16 protein-coding genes and 1 other RNA gene are annotated in these 18,378 nt (G+C 43.6%); all 17 read left to right on the top strand.

What is annotated here, in order from left to right:
- The first annotated feature begins 1 nt into the window (after nt 1).
- On the top strand, nt 2–748 hold the full coding sequence (tpiA, locus tag CEQ75_RS01805) for a triose-phosphate isomerase (protein WP_089608825.1): 747 nt from the start codon (nt 2–4) through the stop codon (nt 746–748).
- A 14-nt stretch (nt 749–762) separates the two neighbouring features.
- Entirely contained in the window at nt 763–2,310 is a 1,548-nt protein-coding gene (gene gpmI / locus CEQ75_RS01800) for a 2,3-bisphosphoglycerate-independent phosphoglycerate mutase (protein WP_089608824.1), read from the top strand.
- A gap of 43 nt (nt 2,311–2,353) precedes the next feature.
- The gene (eno, locus tag CEQ75_RS01795) at nt 2,354–3,640 is read left to right on the top strand and encodes a phosphopyruvate hydratase (RefSeq protein ID WP_089608823.1); all 1,287 of its coding nucleotides are present in this window, start codon (nt 2,354–2,356) and stop codon (nt 3,638–3,640) included.
- Nucleotides 3,641–3,772: 132 nt separating this feature from the next.
- Complete coding sequence (gene secG, locus CEQ75_RS01790) at nt 3,773–4,000, top strand: preprotein translocase subunit SecG (protein ID WP_089608822.1); 228 nt, start codon at nt 3,773–3,775, stop codon at nt 3,998–4,000.
- A gap of 25 nt (nt 4,001–4,025) precedes the next feature.
- The gene (locus CEQ75_RS01785; RefSeq protein WP_089608821.1) at nt 4,026–6,077 is read left to right on the top strand and encodes a sodium-translocating pyrophosphatase; all 2,052 of its coding nucleotides are present in this window, start codon (nt 4,026–4,028) and stop codon (nt 6,075–6,077) included.
- Nucleotides 6,078–6,145: 68 nt separating this feature from the next.
- Nucleotides 6,146–6,544 (top strand): PaaI family thioesterase, encoded by a 399-nt coding sequence (locus tag CEQ75_RS01780; RefSeq protein ID WP_089608820.1) that lies wholly within the window; start codon nt 6,146–6,148, stop codon nt 6,542–6,544.
- Between the two features lie 96 nt (nt 6,545–6,640).
- Nucleotides 6,641–7,807 (top strand): cysteine desulfurase family protein, encoded by a 1,167-nt coding sequence (locus CEQ75_RS01775; RefSeq protein WP_089608819.1) that lies wholly within the window; start codon nt 6,641–6,643, stop codon nt 7,805–7,807.
- 70 nt (nt 7,808–7,877) lie between these two features.
- Entirely contained in the window at nt 7,878–9,059 is a 1,182-nt protein-coding gene (thiI, locus tag CEQ75_RS01770; RefSeq protein ID WP_089608818.1) for a tRNA uracil 4-sulfurtransferase ThiI, read from the top strand.
- Entirely contained in the window at nt 9,056–11,176 is a 2,121-nt protein-coding gene (gene rnr, locus CEQ75_RS01765) for a ribonuclease R (RefSeq protein WP_089608817.1), read from the top strand. The genes thiI and rnr overlap by 4 nt, the downstream gene beginning before the upstream one ends.
- A gap of 127 nt (nt 11,177–11,303) precedes the next feature.
- Nucleotides 11,304–11,774: an SsrA-binding protein SmpB gene (gene smpB, locus CEQ75_RS01760; RefSeq protein WP_089608816.1), complete on the top strand. Its 471-nt coding sequence runs from the start codon at nt 11,304–11,306 to the stop codon at nt 11,772–11,774.
- A gap of 112 nt (nt 11,775–11,886) precedes the next feature.
- Nucleotides 11,887–12,238: a transfer-messenger RNA gene (gene ssrA, locus CEQ75_RS01755) on the top strand.
- A 360-nt stretch (nt 12,239–12,598) separates the two neighbouring features.
- A complete protein-coding gene (locus CEQ75_RS01750; RefSeq protein WP_089608815.1) occupies nt 12,599–12,895 on the top strand; it encodes a hypothetical protein in 297 nt (98 codons plus the stop codon).
- Between the two features lie 233 nt (nt 12,896–13,128).
- Nucleotides 13,129–14,541, top strand: a complete 1,413-nt coding sequence (locus CEQ75_RS01745) for an amino acid permease (RefSeq protein WP_089608814.1) — start codon at nt 13,129–13,131, stop codon at nt 14,539–14,541.
- A gap of 406 nt (nt 14,542–14,947) precedes the next feature.
- A complete protein-coding gene (locus tag CEQ75_RS01740) occupies nt 14,948–15,670 on the top strand; it encodes an ABC transporter ATP-binding protein (RefSeq protein WP_089608813.1) in 723 nt (240 codons plus the stop codon).
- Nucleotides 15,667–16,593, top strand: a complete 927-nt coding sequence (locus CEQ75_RS01735) for an ABC transporter permease (protein WP_089608812.1) — start codon at nt 15,667–15,669, stop codon at nt 16,591–16,593. Before CEQ75_RS01740 ends, CEQ75_RS01735 begins: the two co-directional genes overlap by 4 nt.
- Nucleotides 16,590–17,411, top strand: coding sequence for a COG1470 family protein (locus CEQ75_RS01730; protein ID WP_089608811.1), 822 nt, complete (start codon nt 16,590–16,592; stop codon nt 17,409–17,411). Before CEQ75_RS01735 ends, CEQ75_RS01730 begins: the two co-directional genes overlap by 4 nt.
- A 6-nt stretch (nt 17,412–17,417) precedes the next feature.
- Nucleotides 17,418–18,377, top strand: a complete 960-nt coding sequence (locus CEQ75_RS01725) for an ABC transporter permease (protein WP_089608810.1) — start codon at nt 17,418–17,420, stop codon at nt 18,375–18,377.
- The last annotated feature ends 1 nt before the right edge of the window (nt 18,378 follow it).

Below are 18,378 nucleotides of genomic sequence, written 5' to 3'. Positions count from 1 at the left end.
GATGCGAAAACCGATCATTGCCGGAAATTGGAAAATGTTTAAAACTCCGGACCAGGCGGTCAGCCTGGTGAACGAGCTAAAGGAATTAGTCCATCAGGATCAGGTGGAGGCAGTAGTTTGTCCTCCTTTCGTAGATCTGCCCGGCGTGCTCCAGGCAGCGGAGAAAACCGGGATTAAAGTAGGTGCCCAGAATATGCACTGGGAGAATGAAGGGGCTTTTACAGGGGAAATATCTCCTTTAATGCTCACAGCATTAGGCTGTGAATACGTGATTATCGGCCATTCAGAAAGACGCCAGTATTTTGCCGAAACAGATGAAACCGTTAATTTAAAGGTGAAAGCAGCTCTGCACCATGGCCTGAAACCGATCCTTTGTGTGGGTGAGACTTTAGAGCAAAGAGAAGCCGGAATTGCAGAAACCTGGGTCGAAGGGCAGGTGCGAAAGGCTTTAGCCGATGTTCTTCCCCAGGATGGGGAGCAGTTGATCTTGGCTTACGAGCCGATCTGGGCTATTGGAACAGGGAAAACAGCTACGGCAGATGATGCTGGAAAGATGTTGACTCATATTCGTGGAGTGCTCAAGGAACTCTTTGGTATGGAGATGGCGGAACAAATTCGCCTGCAATACGGAGGCAGTGTCAAGGCAGAGAATATCAAGGAGCTGATGGAGAAGCCTGATATTGACGGAGCCCTGGTCGGAGGAGCCAGCCTGAAAGCGGAAACTTTTAGCCGAATTTTGCTTTTTTGAATGGGGGAAACTTCGTGTTCACAAAGAAAAAACCATTAATACTTATGATCCTGGACGGCTGGGGGAGCTGCGAGCAAGTAGAGGGCAACGCTATTATGTGTGCCTGGCTGCCCAATTATCAGCACCTCCTGAGTACTTATCCCCATACACTTCTCAAGGCTTCCGGAGAAGCAGTAGGCTTACCTGAGGGTCAAATGGGCAACTCAGAAGTTGGCCATTTGACCATTGGTGCCGGACGGGTCGTCTTTCAGGAATTAACCAGGATTCATCGCGCCATTCGAGATCAAAGCTTCCGGGAGAACCACGTTCTCTTGGAAGCCTTTCATATGGCTCAAGAAAGGGGCTCACGGGTGCATTTGATGGGTCTGCTTTCTGATGGCGGGGTACATAGTCACATTAATCACCTGATAGCAATTCTGGAAATGGCAGCGGAACTTGGGGTGAAAGAGGTTTATCTCCATTGCTTCTTAGACGGCCGGGATGTGTCTCCGACAAGCGGCAAGGAATATCTTGCAGAGATCCAAGAAAAAATGGCAGCATTAGGTGTCGGGACCATTGCTACCATGATGGGCCGGTTTTATGCCATGGATCGGGATCAGAGATGGGATCGGGTAGCCAAGGCTTACCAAGCGATGGTTTATGGAGAAGGGATAAGGGCTGTTTCCCCTCAAGCTGCTCTGGAACAATCATATGAACAAAGAGTCAATGATGAATTTGTCGAGCCTGTGGTGTTTGTGGATGAGCAAGGCCGGCCCAAGGGCAGGATTCAATCCGGGGATACGGTGATTTTTTATAATTTCCGCGCGGATCGGGCCCGGGAAATTACCCGGGCATTTATTGAACCGGAATTCAGCGCCTTTGATCGGGGAACTAATCCCCCCCAGGTGCACTATGTATGTATGACCCAGTATCATCATGAATTTCAGGTGCCGGTAGTTTTCCCGCCTCAAAACTTAGACCATACCTTGGGGCAGGTATTGGCTGAAGAAGGATTAAAACAATTGCGCATCGCGGAAACAGAAAAATATGCCCATGTGACCTTCTTTTTTAACGGAGGGGTAGAGGAGGCCAATCCGGGAGAAGACCGGATATTGATTCCTTCTCCTCATATAGCCACCTATGACTTAAAGCCTGAAATGAGTGCGTACGAAGTTACGGAAAAAGTAGTGGAAAAAATAAAAAGCGGCATCTACGATGTCATCATAATCAACTATGCCAATCCTGATATGGTAGGACATACAGGCATGATGGATGCCACTGTGAAGGCGGTAGAAACGGTGGATGTTTGTCTGGGAAAGGTAGTGGAAGCAGTACGAAATCAAGGGGGCAGGCTGCTCATTACTGCTGACCATGGCAATGCGGAAGCCATGATTGATATTAATACGGGAGGTCCTCAAACAGCCCACACCTCAGATGAGGTACCGTTCATTCTTGTGGACGATGAACTGATTGGTCTGGAACTTAAGGAGAAGGGTGCCTTGTCAGATATTGCACCGACCATGCTGGAATTGTTAGGAATTCGGCAGCCGGAAGAAATGACAGGGAAAAGTTTATTAAAATAATTGCAAAAAAAGTAAGAAGAACCATAAAAATGGAGGGAATAGCATGTCGATGATTACGGATGTTAATGCCAGAGAGATTCTGGATTCTCGGGGAAATCCCACAGTAGAGGTAGAGATTTATTTGGAAGACGGCACCATGGGACGGGCAGCTGTCCCATCAGGCGCGTCTACAGGTGCTTATGAAGCAGTGGAATTAAGGGATGGAGATCAAACCCGGTATTTAGGTAAGGGCGTATTAGAAGCTGTGACCAATGTCCATACCATCATCGCGCCTGAAATCATTGGTTTAAGCGTTTTCGGCCAGACTCAAATTGATAAGGTGCTTTTAGAATTAGATGGAACGCCCAATAAAGGGAAACTGGGGGCCAATGCTATTTTGGGAGTATCTTTGGCTTGTGCCCGAGCTGCCGCCAATTATTTGGAACTTCCCTTATATCGTTATTTAGGGGGGGTAAATGCCAAGGAACTGCCAGTGCCCATGATGAATATTTTAAACGGAGGAAAACATGCCGACAATAACGTGGACATCCAGGAATTTATGGTGATGCCCGTGGGGGCAGCCAGCTTTGCCTCTGCTTTGCGTATGGGCGCGGAGATTTTTCATCATTTAAGGAAGGTGCTGCAAGGAAAGGGATATAATACTGCTGTGGGAGACGAGGGTGGCTTTGCGCCCAGTTTAAAATCCAATGAAGAAGCCTTGGCCGTGATTGTAGAAGCTATTAAAGCTGCCGGATATGAACCGGGAAAAGATGTGATGCTGGCCCTTGATGTGGCGGCAACAGAACTTTATCAGGATGGAAAGTATCATCTCCAGGGAGAAGGATTGGTCAAAACTACGGAGGAAATGATCGATTTTTATGCTCAACTGGCAGAGAAATATCCTGTTATTTCCATTGAAGACGGCTTGGCGGAAGATGATTGGGAAGGGTGGGCTAAGTTAACCCAAACCATCGGTCAAAAAGTACAAATTGTTGGAGATGACCTTTATGTGACAAACACGGAAAGACTGGTGAAAGGGATTCAAACCAAGGCCTCCAATGCTGTATTAATCAAGGTCAATCAAATCGGAACCTTAACAGAAACCCTGGATTGTATTGAGATGGCAAAAAGAGCCGGTTTTACCGCTGTGGTATCGCATCGTTCAGGTGAGACTGAGGATACCACCATTGCGGATTTGGTGGTAGCAACCAATGCAGGACAAATTAAAACCGGTGCTCCATCCCGTACTGATCGAGTAGCAAAATACAACCAGTTGATCAGAATAGAAGAGGAATTGGATGAAACCGCCTCCTACGCCGGACGGGAAGCTTTTTATAATTTAGGTAATTAAAACACAGGCAGCCTCTCCGGATTGATTTTTTTTACCGCATCATCTAAATTGATATAAGAAAAAAGCATTTGGTTGTAACATAATAAGATTTATGTTACAATGAATTGATATTTTTTGAGATGGGGGTGAAAAATGTTGAAAACGTTCTTGATGGTTATACAGGTATTGGTTTCTTTAGGTCTGATTGCAACTGTACTTTTGCAATCTGGAAAAAGCGCCGGTATGTCAGGAGCGATCGCCGGGGGGGCGGAAACCTTTTTTGGCAAGAAGAAAGGGATGGATGAACTATTATCCAAAATTACTGCTTATCTTGCGATAGGTTTCCTGGTTATCACACTTATGATCTCAATAGCTTTTTAAAAATTTGGGGGGTATAAATTTAGTAATGGAAACGTTGTATTTTGCTGCTCCCATTACGGGAGTCATTGCGTTATTATTTGCTTACTATCTTGCTGCGAAGATTAACAAGATGGAACCGGGTAATGCCCGTATGCAGGAAATCGCCCATGCTATTCATGAAGGGGCGATGGCTTTTCTTAACAGGGAGTATCGTGTTTTAGTTGTTTTTGTCATTGCTTTGGCTGCAATTATTGCAATTGTTGGTTTTGCAACCAGCGGGCCGGAAAGCATGCATCCTGCCACCGCGATTCCCTTTGTCATCGGGGCGGTTTGTTCCATATTGGCCGGTAATATCGGGATGCGGGTGGCCACCAAAGCCAATGTACGCACCACTAATGCTGCGATGACCAAGGGTATGAACAAAGCTTTAGATATTGCTTTTTCCGGCGGAGCCGTCATGGGAATGTCGGTTGTTGGTTTGGGCCTTATTGGATTAGGTATTGTTATCTTTTTATTCCCAGGGCAGTTTGCTATTATTAACGGTTTTGCTTTAGGCGCTTCTTCCGTAGCTTTATTCGGCCGTGTCGGCGGCGGGATTTATACCAAAGCGGCTGACGTAGGTGCAGACTTGGTTGGTAAGGTAGAAGCAGGGATTCCTGAAGACGATCCTCGCAATCCCGCAGTTATTGCCGATAACGTGGGGGATAACGTAGGGGACGTGGCCGGGATGGGCTCCGACCTTTTTGAATCCTATGTAGGTTCTATCATTGCAGCTCTTGCTTTAGGTGCCTCTTTAAGCATTGGCAGCAATGGAGAAGGGGTATTAGCTCCGGTATTAGTAGCTGCAGCCGGAATCATTGCCTCGATTATTGGCATGCTATTTGTACGCACCGGTGAGGGGAAAAATCCTCAAAAGGCGTTAAATATGGGGACTATGACCGCCAGTCTCTTGGCAATTGTAGGTACATATTTTGCTTGTGTGATGATTCTTCCGGACTCATTTACCGTTGTTTCCTTTGGTGTTGAAGCCACCTATACCAACACGGGGGTTTTCTGGGCCAGTATTGCCGGTTTAGTTGCAGGTACTCTCATTGGGAAAATTACGGAGTACTATACTTCTGCCGATTACCAGCCCGTTAAGGATATTGCTAAATCCTGTGAAACAGGAACAGCAACCAATATTATTTCCGGGATTGCCACTGGGATGCTGAGCACCATGTTTCCCATCATTGTCATTGCCATTGCCATTATCGTAGCCTTTCAATTTGGCGGTCTTTATGGGATTGCCATGTCGGCCATTGGGATGTTGTCCACTACCGGGATTATTGTGGCTGTGGATGCTTATGGTCCTGTTTCTGATAATGCCGGCGGGATTGCCGAAATGGCTCATTTGGATCCCAAGGTAAGAGAAATCACCGACAAACTGGACTCTGTGGGTAATACCACTGCAGCCATTGGAAAAGGCTTTGCCATCGGTTCTGCTACTTTAACAGCATTGGCTCTCTTCACTGCTTATTCTCAGGCTGTGCATTTGCAAATGATTAATATTTTAGATCCCAAGGTTGTTGTCGGATTATTTATCGGCGGGATGCTGCCCTTCCTTTTCTGTGCTTTAACGATGAATGCAGTTGGACGAGCTGCCGGTTATATGATCGCAGAAGTGCGCCGTCAGTTTAGAGAAATCACTGGTTTGATGGAAGGCACAGCCAAACCGGATTATGCTCGTTGTGTGGATATTTCTACCACTGCCGCATTACGTGAAATGATTATTCCCAGTTTAATTGCTGTAGTTGTGCCGGTTGCTGTCGGGTTAATGCCTGGGTTGGGTAAAGAAGCTCTGGGTGGAGTTTTAGCCGGTACCTTAGTCACCGGGTTCTTACTGGCCATTTTCATGGCTAACTCCGGGGGTGCCTGGGACAACGCCAAGAAATATATTGAAGAAGGACATCATGGCGGAAAAGGCTCCGAAGCTCATGCAGCTGCGGTCAATGGGGATACCGTAGGTGACCCCTTTAAGGATACTTCCGGACCGTCCTTAAACATCCTGATCAAATTAATGACGGTTATTTCCCTGGTGTTCGCACCGATGTTCCTCTAAAATTTAAGTCACTAAAAGTGTTGGGATTGCATCCAACACTTTTTTGACATTAAGGGAGTTGTTTGCTGATGGATCAAATGGATAAGATGTGTTTTGCCTGCGGTAAAAAGAACCCCATTGGTTTAAAATTGGAATTTTTTGATAATCATGGGGAATATACCACTGTTTTTACACCAAAGGAGGAACATCAAGGGTATCCGGGAATTATACATGGCGGAATTACAGCGACCATTTTAGATGAGGTGACGGCACGATACGTTTTGTCCCAGGGTATTGTTGCCTTTACCGCTTCTTTGAATGTGCGCTATCGGAAGGGGATTCCCATCGGTCGTCCGGTAACTTTCAGAAGTCGTTTGGTACGGCAAAAAGGGCGTTTATATGAGATGGAAGCTCAAGCAATTTTGGATGATGGGACTGTGGCAGCAGAGGCTTCAGCGAAGGTAATGGAAGCGAAAAAACCAAGCTAAAAAGCAAAAGGATCATAACTTATGATTCTGTGAATACGTCCATGAATGAATGGGGTAAAATATTACTAAAAGAAATGGACAGATGGAGTGTATGTGATGGAGAGAGAAATCTATTTTGATAATAGTGCCACCACCCCGGTTCATCAGGAGGTGGCAGACCTAATGCACGAAACAATGAACCGTAATTTTGGCAATCCCTCTTCTTTGCACAAAAAAGGGATTCAAGCAGAACAGGGCGTGAATCATGCCCGTAAAATCCTGGCCGCCGCTTTGGAAGTGCATCCGGAGGAAATTTATTTTACTTCCGGGGGCACGGAAAGTAACAATATGGCCATCAAAGGCATTTGCCATGCTAATAAAAGCCGGGGCAATCATATCATTACCTCCAATGTAGAGCATCCTTCCGTGCTAAATGTTTATGATCATATGGAGGAGCTGGGTTTCCGGGTTAGTTTTCTGCATGTGCAGGAAAACGGTGTTGTCGATACCGAAGAGTTAAAAGAACTCCTTTGTCATGATACCCTGCTGGTCAGTCTGATGCATGTCAATAATGAATCTGGCGCCATACAGCCCATTCAAGAAGTGGGGAAGATTTTAAAAGATTATCATAAAAAAGTCTATTATCATGTAGATACGGTGCAATCCTTCGGTAAACTGCCGGTCTTTCCCGATAAATGGGGCATCGATATGCTATCTGTCAGCGGGCATAAACTTCATGGATCCAAAGGGAGCGGCTTATTGTATCTGCGCAAAGGAACCCGGATCAAGGCCTTGGTTGAAGGCGGCGGGCAGGAAAAAAGAATGAGATCGGGTACGGAAAATGTCCCGGGCATCGTGGGACTGGGTAAGGCTGTGGAACTGGCTATGAAAGATCGGGAAGAACATGTGAAAAAGATGGCGGCCATCCGGGAAACCTTGGCGTCAAGAATCAAGGAGCAGGTTCCGGATTGTAAGATCAATAGTAATTTTGATGATACTGGGGCGCCTCATATTTTGAATATCTCTTTTCCCGGAATCAAAAGTGAGGTTCTCCTCCATTATCTGGAGCAAGACGGGATCTATGTTTCATCCGGTTCAGCCTGTTCTGCCCGTAAGGGAAAACTGAGCCATGTGCTCACCGCGATGCACCTGACGGATGAAGAGATGGAAGGTTCGATTCGTTTCAGTTTTTCCTATATGAATGAATTGGAAGAAGTAGTGCCGGTGGCGGAGAGTGTGGGAAAAGCAGTGCGGGAACTACAGCAGCTTACCGGCAGGGGGTAGAACAGGGGACGGTTCTTTGTTTCAAACTGCTATTTGCACATAGAGAGTAGAGAAATAGGGGAGGTAACCTATGTACGAATTGATTTTGGTGCGTTATGGGGAATTGGGTTTGAAAGGGAAAAATAAATCTCAGTTTATTAATCGCTTGGTCTTAAATATTAAAAGGGGGATCAAAGGCTTGGCACCCCGGGAAGTAATCTCTACCTGGGGGAGGATCTGGGTACCGGTGCGGGATGATTTGGATCAGACCATCGAAAGATTGCAGCAAGTATTTGGCATTTATTCCGTGAGTCCGGTGATCAAGGTGGAGAAGAATTTGTCCGCCATTCAGGAAGCTGCTTTAAAAGTCCTTCATGATGCCCTGCCCCAAGGTGGATCTTTCAAGGTGGAGACCCGGAGACCGGATAAAACTTTTCCCATGCTTTCTCCGGAAATCAGTAAGGCGGTGGGATCCTATCTTTTTGCTCATAGTCCCGATATCTATCAAGCGGAAATGCACCATCCGGAACATACCATCCAAGTGGAGATTCGCAGCGAAGGAGCATTTGTTTACGGTCAGGTGATTCCCTGTGCCAAAGGGTTGCCGGTGGGTTCCAGCGGCCGGGCTGTGCTGATGCTGTCCGGAGGGATCGACAGCCCTGTCGCCGGCTGGATGGCAATGAAAAGAGGTGTCACTATCGAAGCGGTCCATTTTCATAGCTTTCCGTTTACCAGTGAACGGGCGAAGCAAAAGGTAATTGATCTTTGTCAGGTTTTAGCCCTTTGGGGCGGCAAGATTCGTCTCCATGTGGTTCATTTTACGGAAATTCAAAAGGCGATTCGCCAGAACTGCCGGGAGGAATATGGTATCACCATTATGCGTCGGATGATGTTTCGCTTGGCGGAACGGATTGCCGCCGAAAACAAAGCCTTTGCCATCTATACTGGTGAGAGTGTTGGGCAGGTGGCCAGTCAAACCCTGGAGAGTATGTATACTATTAATCAGGTTACCAATATGCCGGTGCTCCAGCCCCTGGTAGGGATGGATAAGGAAGAGATTATCAAGATTTCTCAAAGCATCAAGGCCTTCGACATTTCCATTCGTCCTTATGAAGATTGCTGCACCATTTTCTTGCCGGATTATCCCAAGATTCGTCCCCGTTTAGAAGAGGCCATCATGATGGAAGAAAAATTGGATGTTGAAGCACTGATCCGGGAAGCCTTAGAAAAAACAGAAGTTCTGGAGATTATCCAGGAGGAGATAATATCATGAATGAACAGGAATTACTGTCCTATATGCGGGAAAGCACTTATAAACCGCTGAATGCGGCGGAATTGATTGAGGCGCTTCAGATACAGGATGTGAAAGATTTTCTGATGCTGCTTCGTAATATGGAAAGCAAAGGCTTAATTGTCTTAACGCGAAAAAATAAATATGGACTGCCGGATAAAATGGGGCTGACCGCAGGTCGTTTCCAGGCTCATTCCAAAGGCTTTGGTTTTCTGATTCCTGATGATCGGGAATTAAGTGATATTTTTATCGGCGCGGATAATACCAATGGTGCAATGCATAATGACCGTATTATGGTGCGCCAGTTGAAGCAACAGGGGGAAGGGGCCCGTCAGGAAGGTGAAATCATCCGTATTCTGGAAAGAGCCAATCAACGGGTGGTGGGGCGATTTGAGGATGCAGGGCGGTATGCCTTTGTTCTTCCTGATGAGCAACGCTTAGCCCAGGATATTTTTATCGCTAAAGATAGTTTCAATGGAGCCAAGGATGGAGATAAGGTGGTAGTTGAGATTACCAAATGGCCGGAGGCGAGAAGAAATGCCGAAGGAGCGGTGGTGGAAATATTCGGCCGGGCCGGGGATCCGGGAATTGACGTTTTATCCATTATTAAGAAATTCCAGCTGCCGGAGGAGTTTCCGGAGCATGTTTTAAAACAGGCGGAAAAAATCGCTGTGATCCGGGAAGAAGATTATCAGGGACGTCGGGATTTGCGTCTATTGCCCATGGTTACCATTGACGGTGAGGATGCTAAAGATTTGGACGATGCCGTTTCCCTGGAAAGAATGGAAAATGGTCATTGGTATCTGGGCGTGCACATTGCTGACGTAGGCCATTATGTGCAAGAAAACAACGCCCTGGATCGGGAAGCTTTTGCCCGGGGAACCAGTGTCTATATGGTGGACAGGGTGATTCCCATGCTGCCCAGACAGCTTTCCAATGATATCTGCAGCTTAAATGCCGGTGTGGATCGCTTGGCCATGACCTGTTTTATGGAGATCAATGAACAGGGAGAGGTTCTGTCCCATGATATCACTCCTGCCGTGATCAATGTCAATGAACGCATGACTTATACCGATGTGAACAAAATTCTCAAGGAAAATGATCCTGATTTGATCGAAAGGTACCGGGATTTTGTCCCCATGTTTAAAGATATGTCTGTGCTCATGTATACTTTGCAACAAAAACGTCTGCTGCGCGGAGCAATTAATTTTGAATTTCCTGAAGCCAAGGTAATCCTTGATGAGGAAGGGAAACCGGCAGCTATTGTCAAAAGGACTTCTGATGTAGGGGAAAAAATTATTGAAGAGTTTATGATCGCCGCCAACGAAACCGTAGCGGAGGAATATTATTGGCGCAAAGCCCCCTTCCTTTATCGTGTCCACGAATCTCCTGATCCGGATAAACTGGAGGAAGTAAACGAATTCCTGCATCGATTTGGCTACCATATTAAAGGATCGGTTCATGAGGTTCATCCCAAAGCTTACCAGGATATTATTGAAAAAGTGGAGGGACGCCCGGAGGATCGTCTGATCAGTACGGTGCTGCTGCGCTCTATGCGCCATGCCCGCTATGCTGCCGAAGCCTTAGGACATTTTGGCTTGTCCTCAAAATATTATTCTCATTTTACCTCACCGATCAGACGTTATCCGGATCTGGTAATCCATCGGGTGATCAAAGAGTATATCCAGCATGGGGAATTATCTGATCAGCGCAAGGAAAAGTTGCGCAAGCGTATGGACGAATATGCAGAACAATCTTCTTTCCGGGAAAAAATTGCCGAAGATGCGGAGCGGGAATCCCTGGAAATGAAGAAGGTAGAATATATGGAACGCCATGTAGGAGAGTCCTTTGATGGTGTCATTTCGGGAGTAACAGCCTTCGGTATCTTTGTGGAATTGGATAACACAGTGGAAGGCTTGATTCATGTTTCTACCATGACAGATGATTACTATGAGTTCTATGAAAAAGAACTGACTTTAATGGGCCGGCATACCAGAAAAGTATATAAGCTGGGCGATCCCATACACATTACCGTTGCCAGGGTTAATGTAGAGGAAAGGTTCATCGATTTTGAATTGGCTTGTGAGGAGCCATCTTGACATTTACTGGGCATATGATATAATATGTTTAGCAAGTTGACATGATTATGAATGAGAGAGAAAACCCTTTCGGCAGGTTGGAAGAATGTTTCATCTGTGCGTGAGGGTTTGTTTTTCGGGGTGCCGTATGAAAGAAAAACAAGGAATCAAAGTTGTTACTGATAATAGAAAAGCAAGACATGACTTTCATATTCTGGAAACCTATGAAGCGGGGATTTCCCTCCAAGGTACGGAGGTTAAGTCATTGCGTGGCGGCAAGGCCAATTTAAACGATGCCTATGCCCGGATTGAAGATGGGGAAGCATTTCTCTACAATATGCACATCAGCCCTTATGAACAGGGCAATCGTTTTAATCATGATCCGAAACGTACTCGGAAATTGCTCATGCATAAGTTTGAAATCAACAAGCTGTATGGCACGGTCAGGGAAAAGGGACTTACCCTGGTTCCTCTAAGGGTCTATTTTTCCAAGGGAAAGGCGAAGGTTGAACTGGCTTTGGCCCAGGGCAAAAAGCTCTACGATAAACGTCAGGATATGGCATCGAAGGATGCGCGTCGGGATATGGACCGAGCTCTTAAGGATAGACAAAAGGACTAAGCAAAACCTTGGTTAACTAGAAAATTATAGCGGTTGACAATTGGCATAAAATCATGTAAAATCAGCAATTGAAGGGTAAAGAATGTTGCTATTTGATAATTTCATAAATCATGGGGGTGTACTGGATTTCGACGGGGGATGAATTGGCAGAAGTAGCGAGCCGGGGTTCCATCAGCCCGAAAAACGTTGGAAAAATTAATTAAACAACAACGATAATTACGCTTTAGCAGCTTAATGCTGCTAACATCCTGCCTCATTTTCCCGCGGTGAGGATTTAGGGTGTCAAATTAGTGGGATACTCTGATACCAATTCTCGGAGGTAAAAAGAGGAATTTTATCGAGATAGCAACCCAGCAGGCTGTTTGTGGCCGTCTGGGAAGCGAAACTTAAAACACAAACTGCGCTCGGAGAAGCTTTTGTGGGTTTTCTTTCGGACAGGGGTTCGACTCCCCTCACCTCCACCACATTTAAACAGACCTGATAGATGGTCTGTTTTTTTATATTTGCATAAAATTTTTATAAAAACATTCTTTTTGTTTTTATAAATCTTCTGAGTATCTGCCATTTCGCAGTGTAACTTTTTTGTATTCGCTTAATAATAAAAATGCATCATTTTTCTGGTGGGGATAATAAAAAAACAAAAACCGTGTCGACATTATTAGACATTATTTCTAAAGGTATTTCGTGCCAAATAGCCGAATATTGTCCTCATATGTAGAGTGAAGGGGCAAATATGGTATGAATAATAACCAAAAGAGTGACAACATAAATGGCCTTTGTGAAGAAGCAAAAACAGAATTGCCCTGAGCTGCCGCGCCGAGGAGTTGGAGAACAAGGAGAAAGAATATCTCGAGATCATAGACAGCTTTGCAGAAGGTGCATATATAAAAGACCTTGAAAAAGGCGAAATATGCTTTTCAAACGAATGGAAAAAGAGACTGGGCATGGAGCATTTGTCCCCGAAACTTTTTGCAGGAGACCGCGGAGCGAACCTGGGATGCGGTAGAGCGGGCGAAAGCCGAAGGAAAGCCCAGAAAAGCCCAGAAAAGCCCGTGAGCTTCTGGAGGTTCGGGTTCGGGAACGAACTAATGAACTCGCTGAGGAAAGGCAAAGATTGTTAAATGTACTTGAAACGCTGCCGGTGAGACCGCATCCTTGACAACCACCCTTGATAAATCGTTAAATTGTATTAAGAACTAATCATTGAAGCAATGGTTGGTTCTTTTGACGTATGCAAAAGCTATGATGTGGTTAAGGTCTTGAATTATTCTTGTTGCAACTTTATTTAGTTTGTATTAATATATAATTTATAAAATTTTTGATATTAGCCTTTTAGCTTAAGATGGGGGATAAAATGGAACAATTATCATCAGAAAATCAGAAATTATCGAGAGGGCTAAAAAATCGGCACGTTCAATTACTTGCAATTGGCGGTGCAATTGGTACGGGGTTATTCCTTGGTTCCGGTAGGTCAATCCATTTGGCAGGTCCATCTATTTTATTTGCGTATATGATAACAGGAATAATTTGTTTTTTTATTATGCGTGCCCTTGGAGAACTATTGCTTTCTAATTCAAACTACCATTCCTTTGTAGACTTTGTATATGATTATTTAGGAGAAAGAGCAGCATTTATTACTGGATGGACCTATTGGTTCTGTTGGATATCACTAGCTATGGCTGACTTAACTGCTGCCGGACTTTATATACAATACTGGTCCCCAAATATTGCTCAATGGGTTCCAAGCCTTATAGTTCTTGTAATTTTACTAATTATGAATCTTACTACTGTAAAGTTATTTGGTGAAATGGAATTTTGGTTTGCTTTAATTAAAGTTGTGGCAATTTTATCACTAATTATAATTGGTATATTTATGATTATTAAAGGATTTTCTACAGATGCTGGTATATCATCCTTTACCAACCTTTGGAGTCATGGAGGCTGGTTTCCAAATGGAGTTGGTGGATTTATCCTTTCCTTCCAAATGGTTGTATTTGCTTTTACCGGGATCGAATTAGTTGGTTTAACTGCTGGTGAGACTGAAAATCCAGAAAAAGTTATTCCAAAGGCTATTAATAATATTCCAATTAGAATTATTATTTTTTATATCGGCGCTCTTTTGGTTATTATGAGTATATACCCATGGAATTCAATTAATCCAGATAAAAGCCCATTTGTACAGGTATTTGCTGCAGTGGGAATTGCAGCAGCAGCAAGTATTGTAAATTTCATTGTACTAACTTCAGCCGCATCTGCGTGTAACAGCGGTATATTCAGTACAAGCCGTATGGTCTACTCCCTTGCTAAAGAAAATAATGCACCTGAATCAATGAAAAAATTAACTTCAAATCACGTACCTGCTAATGCAACAATATTCTCCGCAACTGTCATATTGATTTCAGTTATTTTGAACTATATGATGCCAGAAGGAGTATTTGTACTAATTACAAGTATATCAACATTTTGCTTTATCTTCATTTGGGCAATTATGGTCATCTGCCATCTAAAATATCGTAATTTTAATCCTGAACTTGCTGCTAAAAGCAAATTCAAAATGCCATTTTACCCAATCGCTAACTATATAATTTTAGCATTTATTGCTTTTATTATCGTTGTATTGGCACTTAATAAGGAAACCCGGGTAGCCCTATTTGTAACACCTGTTTGGTTTATAATGCTTGGAGTGATTTACAAGATACTTAAATTGAAAGCGAGAAATAAAAAAAGTACCCAAAGTAGCTTAGGATATAATGGTCCAATAAATTAGGTAATCTAACTTTATAAATTCGGCTTTTTGCGATATTCCGAAGATATTTGAACCCCCGTAAGCAACTGAATAGGGTTTTTGAATAAAATGAGCAGGCGTATTTTCACAGTAAAGATACGCCTGTTTTTTTATCGCATTTTTAAGCTATTCTTAGAAATTTCTCAGATTTAGCTAATTTATTTCTCAGATTGGATCTTTAGACTAAGCGCTATAAACAGAATTAACAAATTAGGTTCTGTTGGAAATTATGATAACTGATTCAGATGGTGAAAAATAATGAGAAGACTAAGAAAAATATCAGCTTGATATTATTGAGCTCTCGGATAACTGCTTTATAGTTATCTCGATAATAAATTTAATGCTCTAAATGCAATTAGATATTTTCAAAGTGAAATGAGGTGCAGCAATGCTGATAACAAAAGATCTTGGGAAAAAATATGGCAGCTTTTCAGCAGTTGAACACTTAAATTTAGAAGTTAAGGAAGGTTCAATTTTTGGATTTCTTGGTCATAATGGAGCAGGAAAGACAACAACGATATCAATGCTGACAACGTTGGTCTTACCCACATCGGGGAGAGCTAACATCTGTGGTTACGATATAGTGAAAGATAACCTAAAGGTAAGAAACCTGATAGGTTATCTTCCGGAAAATGTGACCCTGTATGGAGATCTTACAGCAATGGAGAATCTGAAGTTTTTTGGTCAGCTTTCTGGTGTGAAGGATGTGGATGCACGTATAGAGGATATCTTAAAGCTGCTTGAGTTTACCGAATGGAAAAACAGGAAGGTGAAAACTTATTCTAAAGGTACGAGGCAAAGAATCGGTATAGCCCAGGCAATTTTGCACAACCCTAAAATCTTGTTTCTGGATGAACCGACATCCGGCCTTGACCCACAGGGAACAAAAGAGCTAAGGGATATATTGCTCATGTTGAATCAGGAACGGGGAACAACGATTTTTATGAATACACATCTTTTGTCAGAAGTGACGAAGTTATGCTCGGATATAGGCATTATCAGCAAGGGGAGACTGCTATTAGCCGACTCAATAAAAAATATCGAAAATAAGTTCCCCGAAGAAAAATCCCTTGAGGAGATCTACTTTAAAATTGGGGGGGCAAAAAAATGAATGGCATCATGACGCTAGCCCGAAAGGAAGTGAAAACGGCATTTCGGGATTATATTTTTTTAATTGTGACAGGTTTGTTCGTTCTGTTGTCTGTTATTTCGGTCTATATAGGCTCCAGCACGAAAAATGCAGAATTGCAGGCATATCAGGATATCGTACAGCTGCTAAAAAGCCAGGGGGCAACAAGTTTGCCTGTACCGCCGGCGATTTATCCGCTGTCTGTTTTAAGCAATATTGTAAGCTACGTGAGTATGATTGGAGCGGTTGTGGCAATTTTCCTTGGTTTCGAATCCTTCAGCGGAGAGCGAAATAATGGTACTTTAAAATTAATTGCGGTAAGACCAGTATATAGGGATCAGATCGTAACCGGCAAACTACTGGGCGGGGGAATGGTTATAGGTGTTCTTCTAGGTATCATTTTGATTTTTAATCTTGTGCTGTTTGTTTTCGTGTCCGGTCTGACTCCTGGCATAAATGAGATTATAAGGCTGCTGAGCTTCTTTTTGCTTGCATTTGTCTATATGATGGTTTTTTATACAGCAACAATGTATGTTTCGATCAGGACCAATGACAGCGCGTTTGGTTTCATGCTGATGATGATTATATGGGTTACAATTTCTTTTCTTTTGCCTCAGCTTGCAGATAGCCAAAGGAGCTTTGCTTATGCTTTAAATGCGACAGCACAAACTGTAACACAGGTTCCATCTGATACAGTTGTTTCAAAAATGATAGAGCTGTTTTCGCCTGCGGCACAGTTTCGGAGCATTGGGAAAGACTTGCTTCAAGTGATTCCTGAAACATCAAACATCGGTCTTGTGGAATTGCTGCTAAAACAAACAGGAGCCATTATTGAAATTTTGATGCCGGGGTTGGCAATGCTGCTTCTTTCCTATAAAGCTGCTCAGAAGGAGGAAGTAATATGAAGAGCTTGAAAAAAACAATACTGCTTTTGAGCATGTTAATTATTGTGCTCGCATTCTCCATATCGACAGCATTTGCAGCAGATGTGAGCGACAGGGAATTTTTAACCGGATGCAATTTGTCACCTGGAGCAAGCAAAGCAATAGCACTGTTCATAGGAAATGCTGATGCAGCATCACATAGTTACACCCTGACTGCAGGAGATTCTGCAAACAGTTATGAGTTGTATTTTTCTACCGACGGGGCTGCGGTAAAAAGCCTGACAGTGCCAGCAGGTACAAGCGGCCAAGTCGATTTAAATATAAACTTAAAAGGCGAGTCATCAGTAAATGAGGATAAGCTGAGCGTAAAAGCGGTCCGAGACGATGGGAAAGAGAATGTGATTAATCTTTCCATCATAATTAACAAAGATCATATGCTTACAGTTAAAAGCATGTTGGATAAATTTGACGTATTTAGCGGGAAGTCAGCTGAAATTACCCTTTCGGTAACAAACAACGGATCAAAGGATCTGAATAACATTAAGATTAAACCCGAACTGCCCTATAAATGGTTTGTCAGCCAGGGGACCGAGACTGTTATGAACCTAAAGCCGGGAGAAACCGGTACCTTGACGATAAAAGTTGATGTACCAAGTTCACAAGTAGCAGGGAATTTTGCAGCTAAATTCACAGCAATGAGCGACGAAATGAGCAGTGGCCAGATTAGCATCCCTGTGACTGTAAAAACCAGTTCCAATATTGGTCTCTGGATGCTTGGTATTTTGATTCTGATAGCAGGTTTTACGCTGCTTCAATTCAAAAGGCATGGAAGGAGGTAATGAGAAATGATCATTGAAATTGCGAAGAAAGAAATAAGTGATGCTTTCAGAAACAAACTATTTCTCAGCATTCTTGTCATGCTTCTGGTACTGACCATTGTATCGATAATCCTCGGTTCATACCAGGTGAAAATCGCAATGGATAATTACAACAACTCGATAAGCTTCCTGCAATCACTTGGTAAGGCTGAATTACCTCCTATGCCGAAGCTCAATCCGATTTCTGCATCAAAGGGTTTTGTTAATTATATCGGAATGGTCGGAGCGCTGCTGGCAATTGTGTTAGGCAATACCGCCATTTCGAAGGAGTATAAAAATGGAACCATGAAGTTAATTTTATCAAGGGGAGTGTTTAGAGATACATTTTTGAACGGGAAACTTCTGGGTAACCTTGCCATATTGGCTGGAATTACAGTCTTGACAGGAATCATTACTTTTGTAGCTTTAGTAGCAATCGGAGGCGTTGCCCTTACGACTTATGACGTGATTCGGCTATTGCTGTTCTTCGGGATGTCATTCCTATATATGACGTTCTTTACTGTACTAAGCATGGGAATTGCCACAGTATCCACGAAAGGGAGCCGGGCACTGCTTATAACAGTGATTGTTTGGCTGGTATTGTCCTTTGTTCTCCCTCAGATTGGAGATACAATGGACATGGATAATCAAATACCGGGAGGCTTTTTTAGTTCGATGGGAATGTCCAGGGATCAGGAGCATCAGGTACTTAAGCAATTTAAGTTTTATGAAACGCTCCGGGATGGAGTTGAAGAAATGTCGCCAACAAAGCACTATGAAAGGATAAGCTACGCTCTCCTGAATGTAAAGCCAGGGTTCGAAGCCAATACGCCATTGGAGGTGGTCGGCTTAAAATGGGTTAACCTTTTAGGCTTGCTGGCTCCAAGCTTAGCTGTATGGCTACTTACCTATATTGCTTTTTTAAGGCGTGAAAATATTATCAATTAAA

The sequence above is a fragment of the Dehalobacterium formicoaceticum genome, from assembly GCF_002224645.1.
Classification (GTDB): domain Bacteria; phylum Bacillota; class Dehalobacteriia; order Dehalobacteriales; family Dehalobacteriaceae; genus Dehalobacterium; species Dehalobacterium formicoaceticum.
Note: the sequence above shows the minus strand (reverse complement) of the source record. Positions and strands in the feature narration are given on the sequence as shown.

Bases quoted from the DNA above. Each gene is read 5' to 3' on its own strand.
- tpiA (WP_089608825.1), top strand. From the start codon at position 2: ATGCGAAAACCGATCATTGCCGGAAATTGGAAAATGTTTAAAACTCCG.
- eno (WP_089608823.1), top strand. From the start codon at position 2,354: ATGTCGATGATTACGGATGTTAATGCCAGAGAGATTCTGGATTCTCGG.
- secG (WP_089608822.1), top strand. From the start codon at position 3,773: ATGTTGAAAACGTTCTTGATGGTTATACAGGTATTGGTTTCTTTAGGT.
- CEQ75_RS01785 (WP_089608821.1), top strand. From the start codon at position 4,026: ATGGAAACGTTGTATTTTGCTGCTCCCATTACGGGAGTCATTGCGTTA.
- CEQ75_RS01780 (WP_089608820.1), top strand. From the start codon at position 6,146: ATGGATCAAATGGATAAGATGTGTTTTGCCTGCGGTAAAAAGAACCCC.
- CEQ75_RS01775 (WP_089608819.1), top strand. From the start codon at position 6,641: ATGGAGAGAGAAATCTATTTTGATAATAGTGCCACCACCCCGGTTCAT.
- thiI (WP_089608818.1), top strand. From the start codon at position 7,878: ATGTACGAATTGATTTTGGTGCGTTATGGGGAATTGGGTTTGAAAGGG.
- rnr (WP_089608817.1), top strand. From the start codon at position 9,056: ATGAATGAACAGGAATTACTGTCCTATATGCGGGAAAGCACTTATAAA.
- smpB (WP_089608816.1), top strand. From the start codon at position 11,304: ATGAAAGAAAAACAAGGAATCAAAGTTGTTACTGATAATAGAAAAGCA.
- CEQ75_RS01745 (WP_089608814.1), top strand. From the start codon at position 13,129: ATGGAACAATTATCATCAGAAAATCAGAAATTATCGAGAGGGCTAAAA.
- CEQ75_RS01740 (WP_089608813.1), top strand. From the start codon at position 14,948: ATGCTGATAACAAAAGATCTTGGGAAAAAATATGGCAGCTTTTCAGCA.
- CEQ75_RS01735 (WP_089608812.1), top strand. From the start codon at position 15,667: ATGAATGGCATCATGACGCTAGCCCGAAAGGAAGTGAAAACGGCATTT.
- CEQ75_RS01730 (WP_089608811.1), top strand. From the start codon at position 16,590: ATGAAGAGCTTGAAAAAAACAATACTGCTTTTGAGCATGTTAATTATT.
- CEQ75_RS01725 (WP_089608810.1), top strand. From the start codon at position 17,418: ATGATCATTGAAATTGCGAAGAAAGAAATAAGTGATGCTTTCAGAAAC.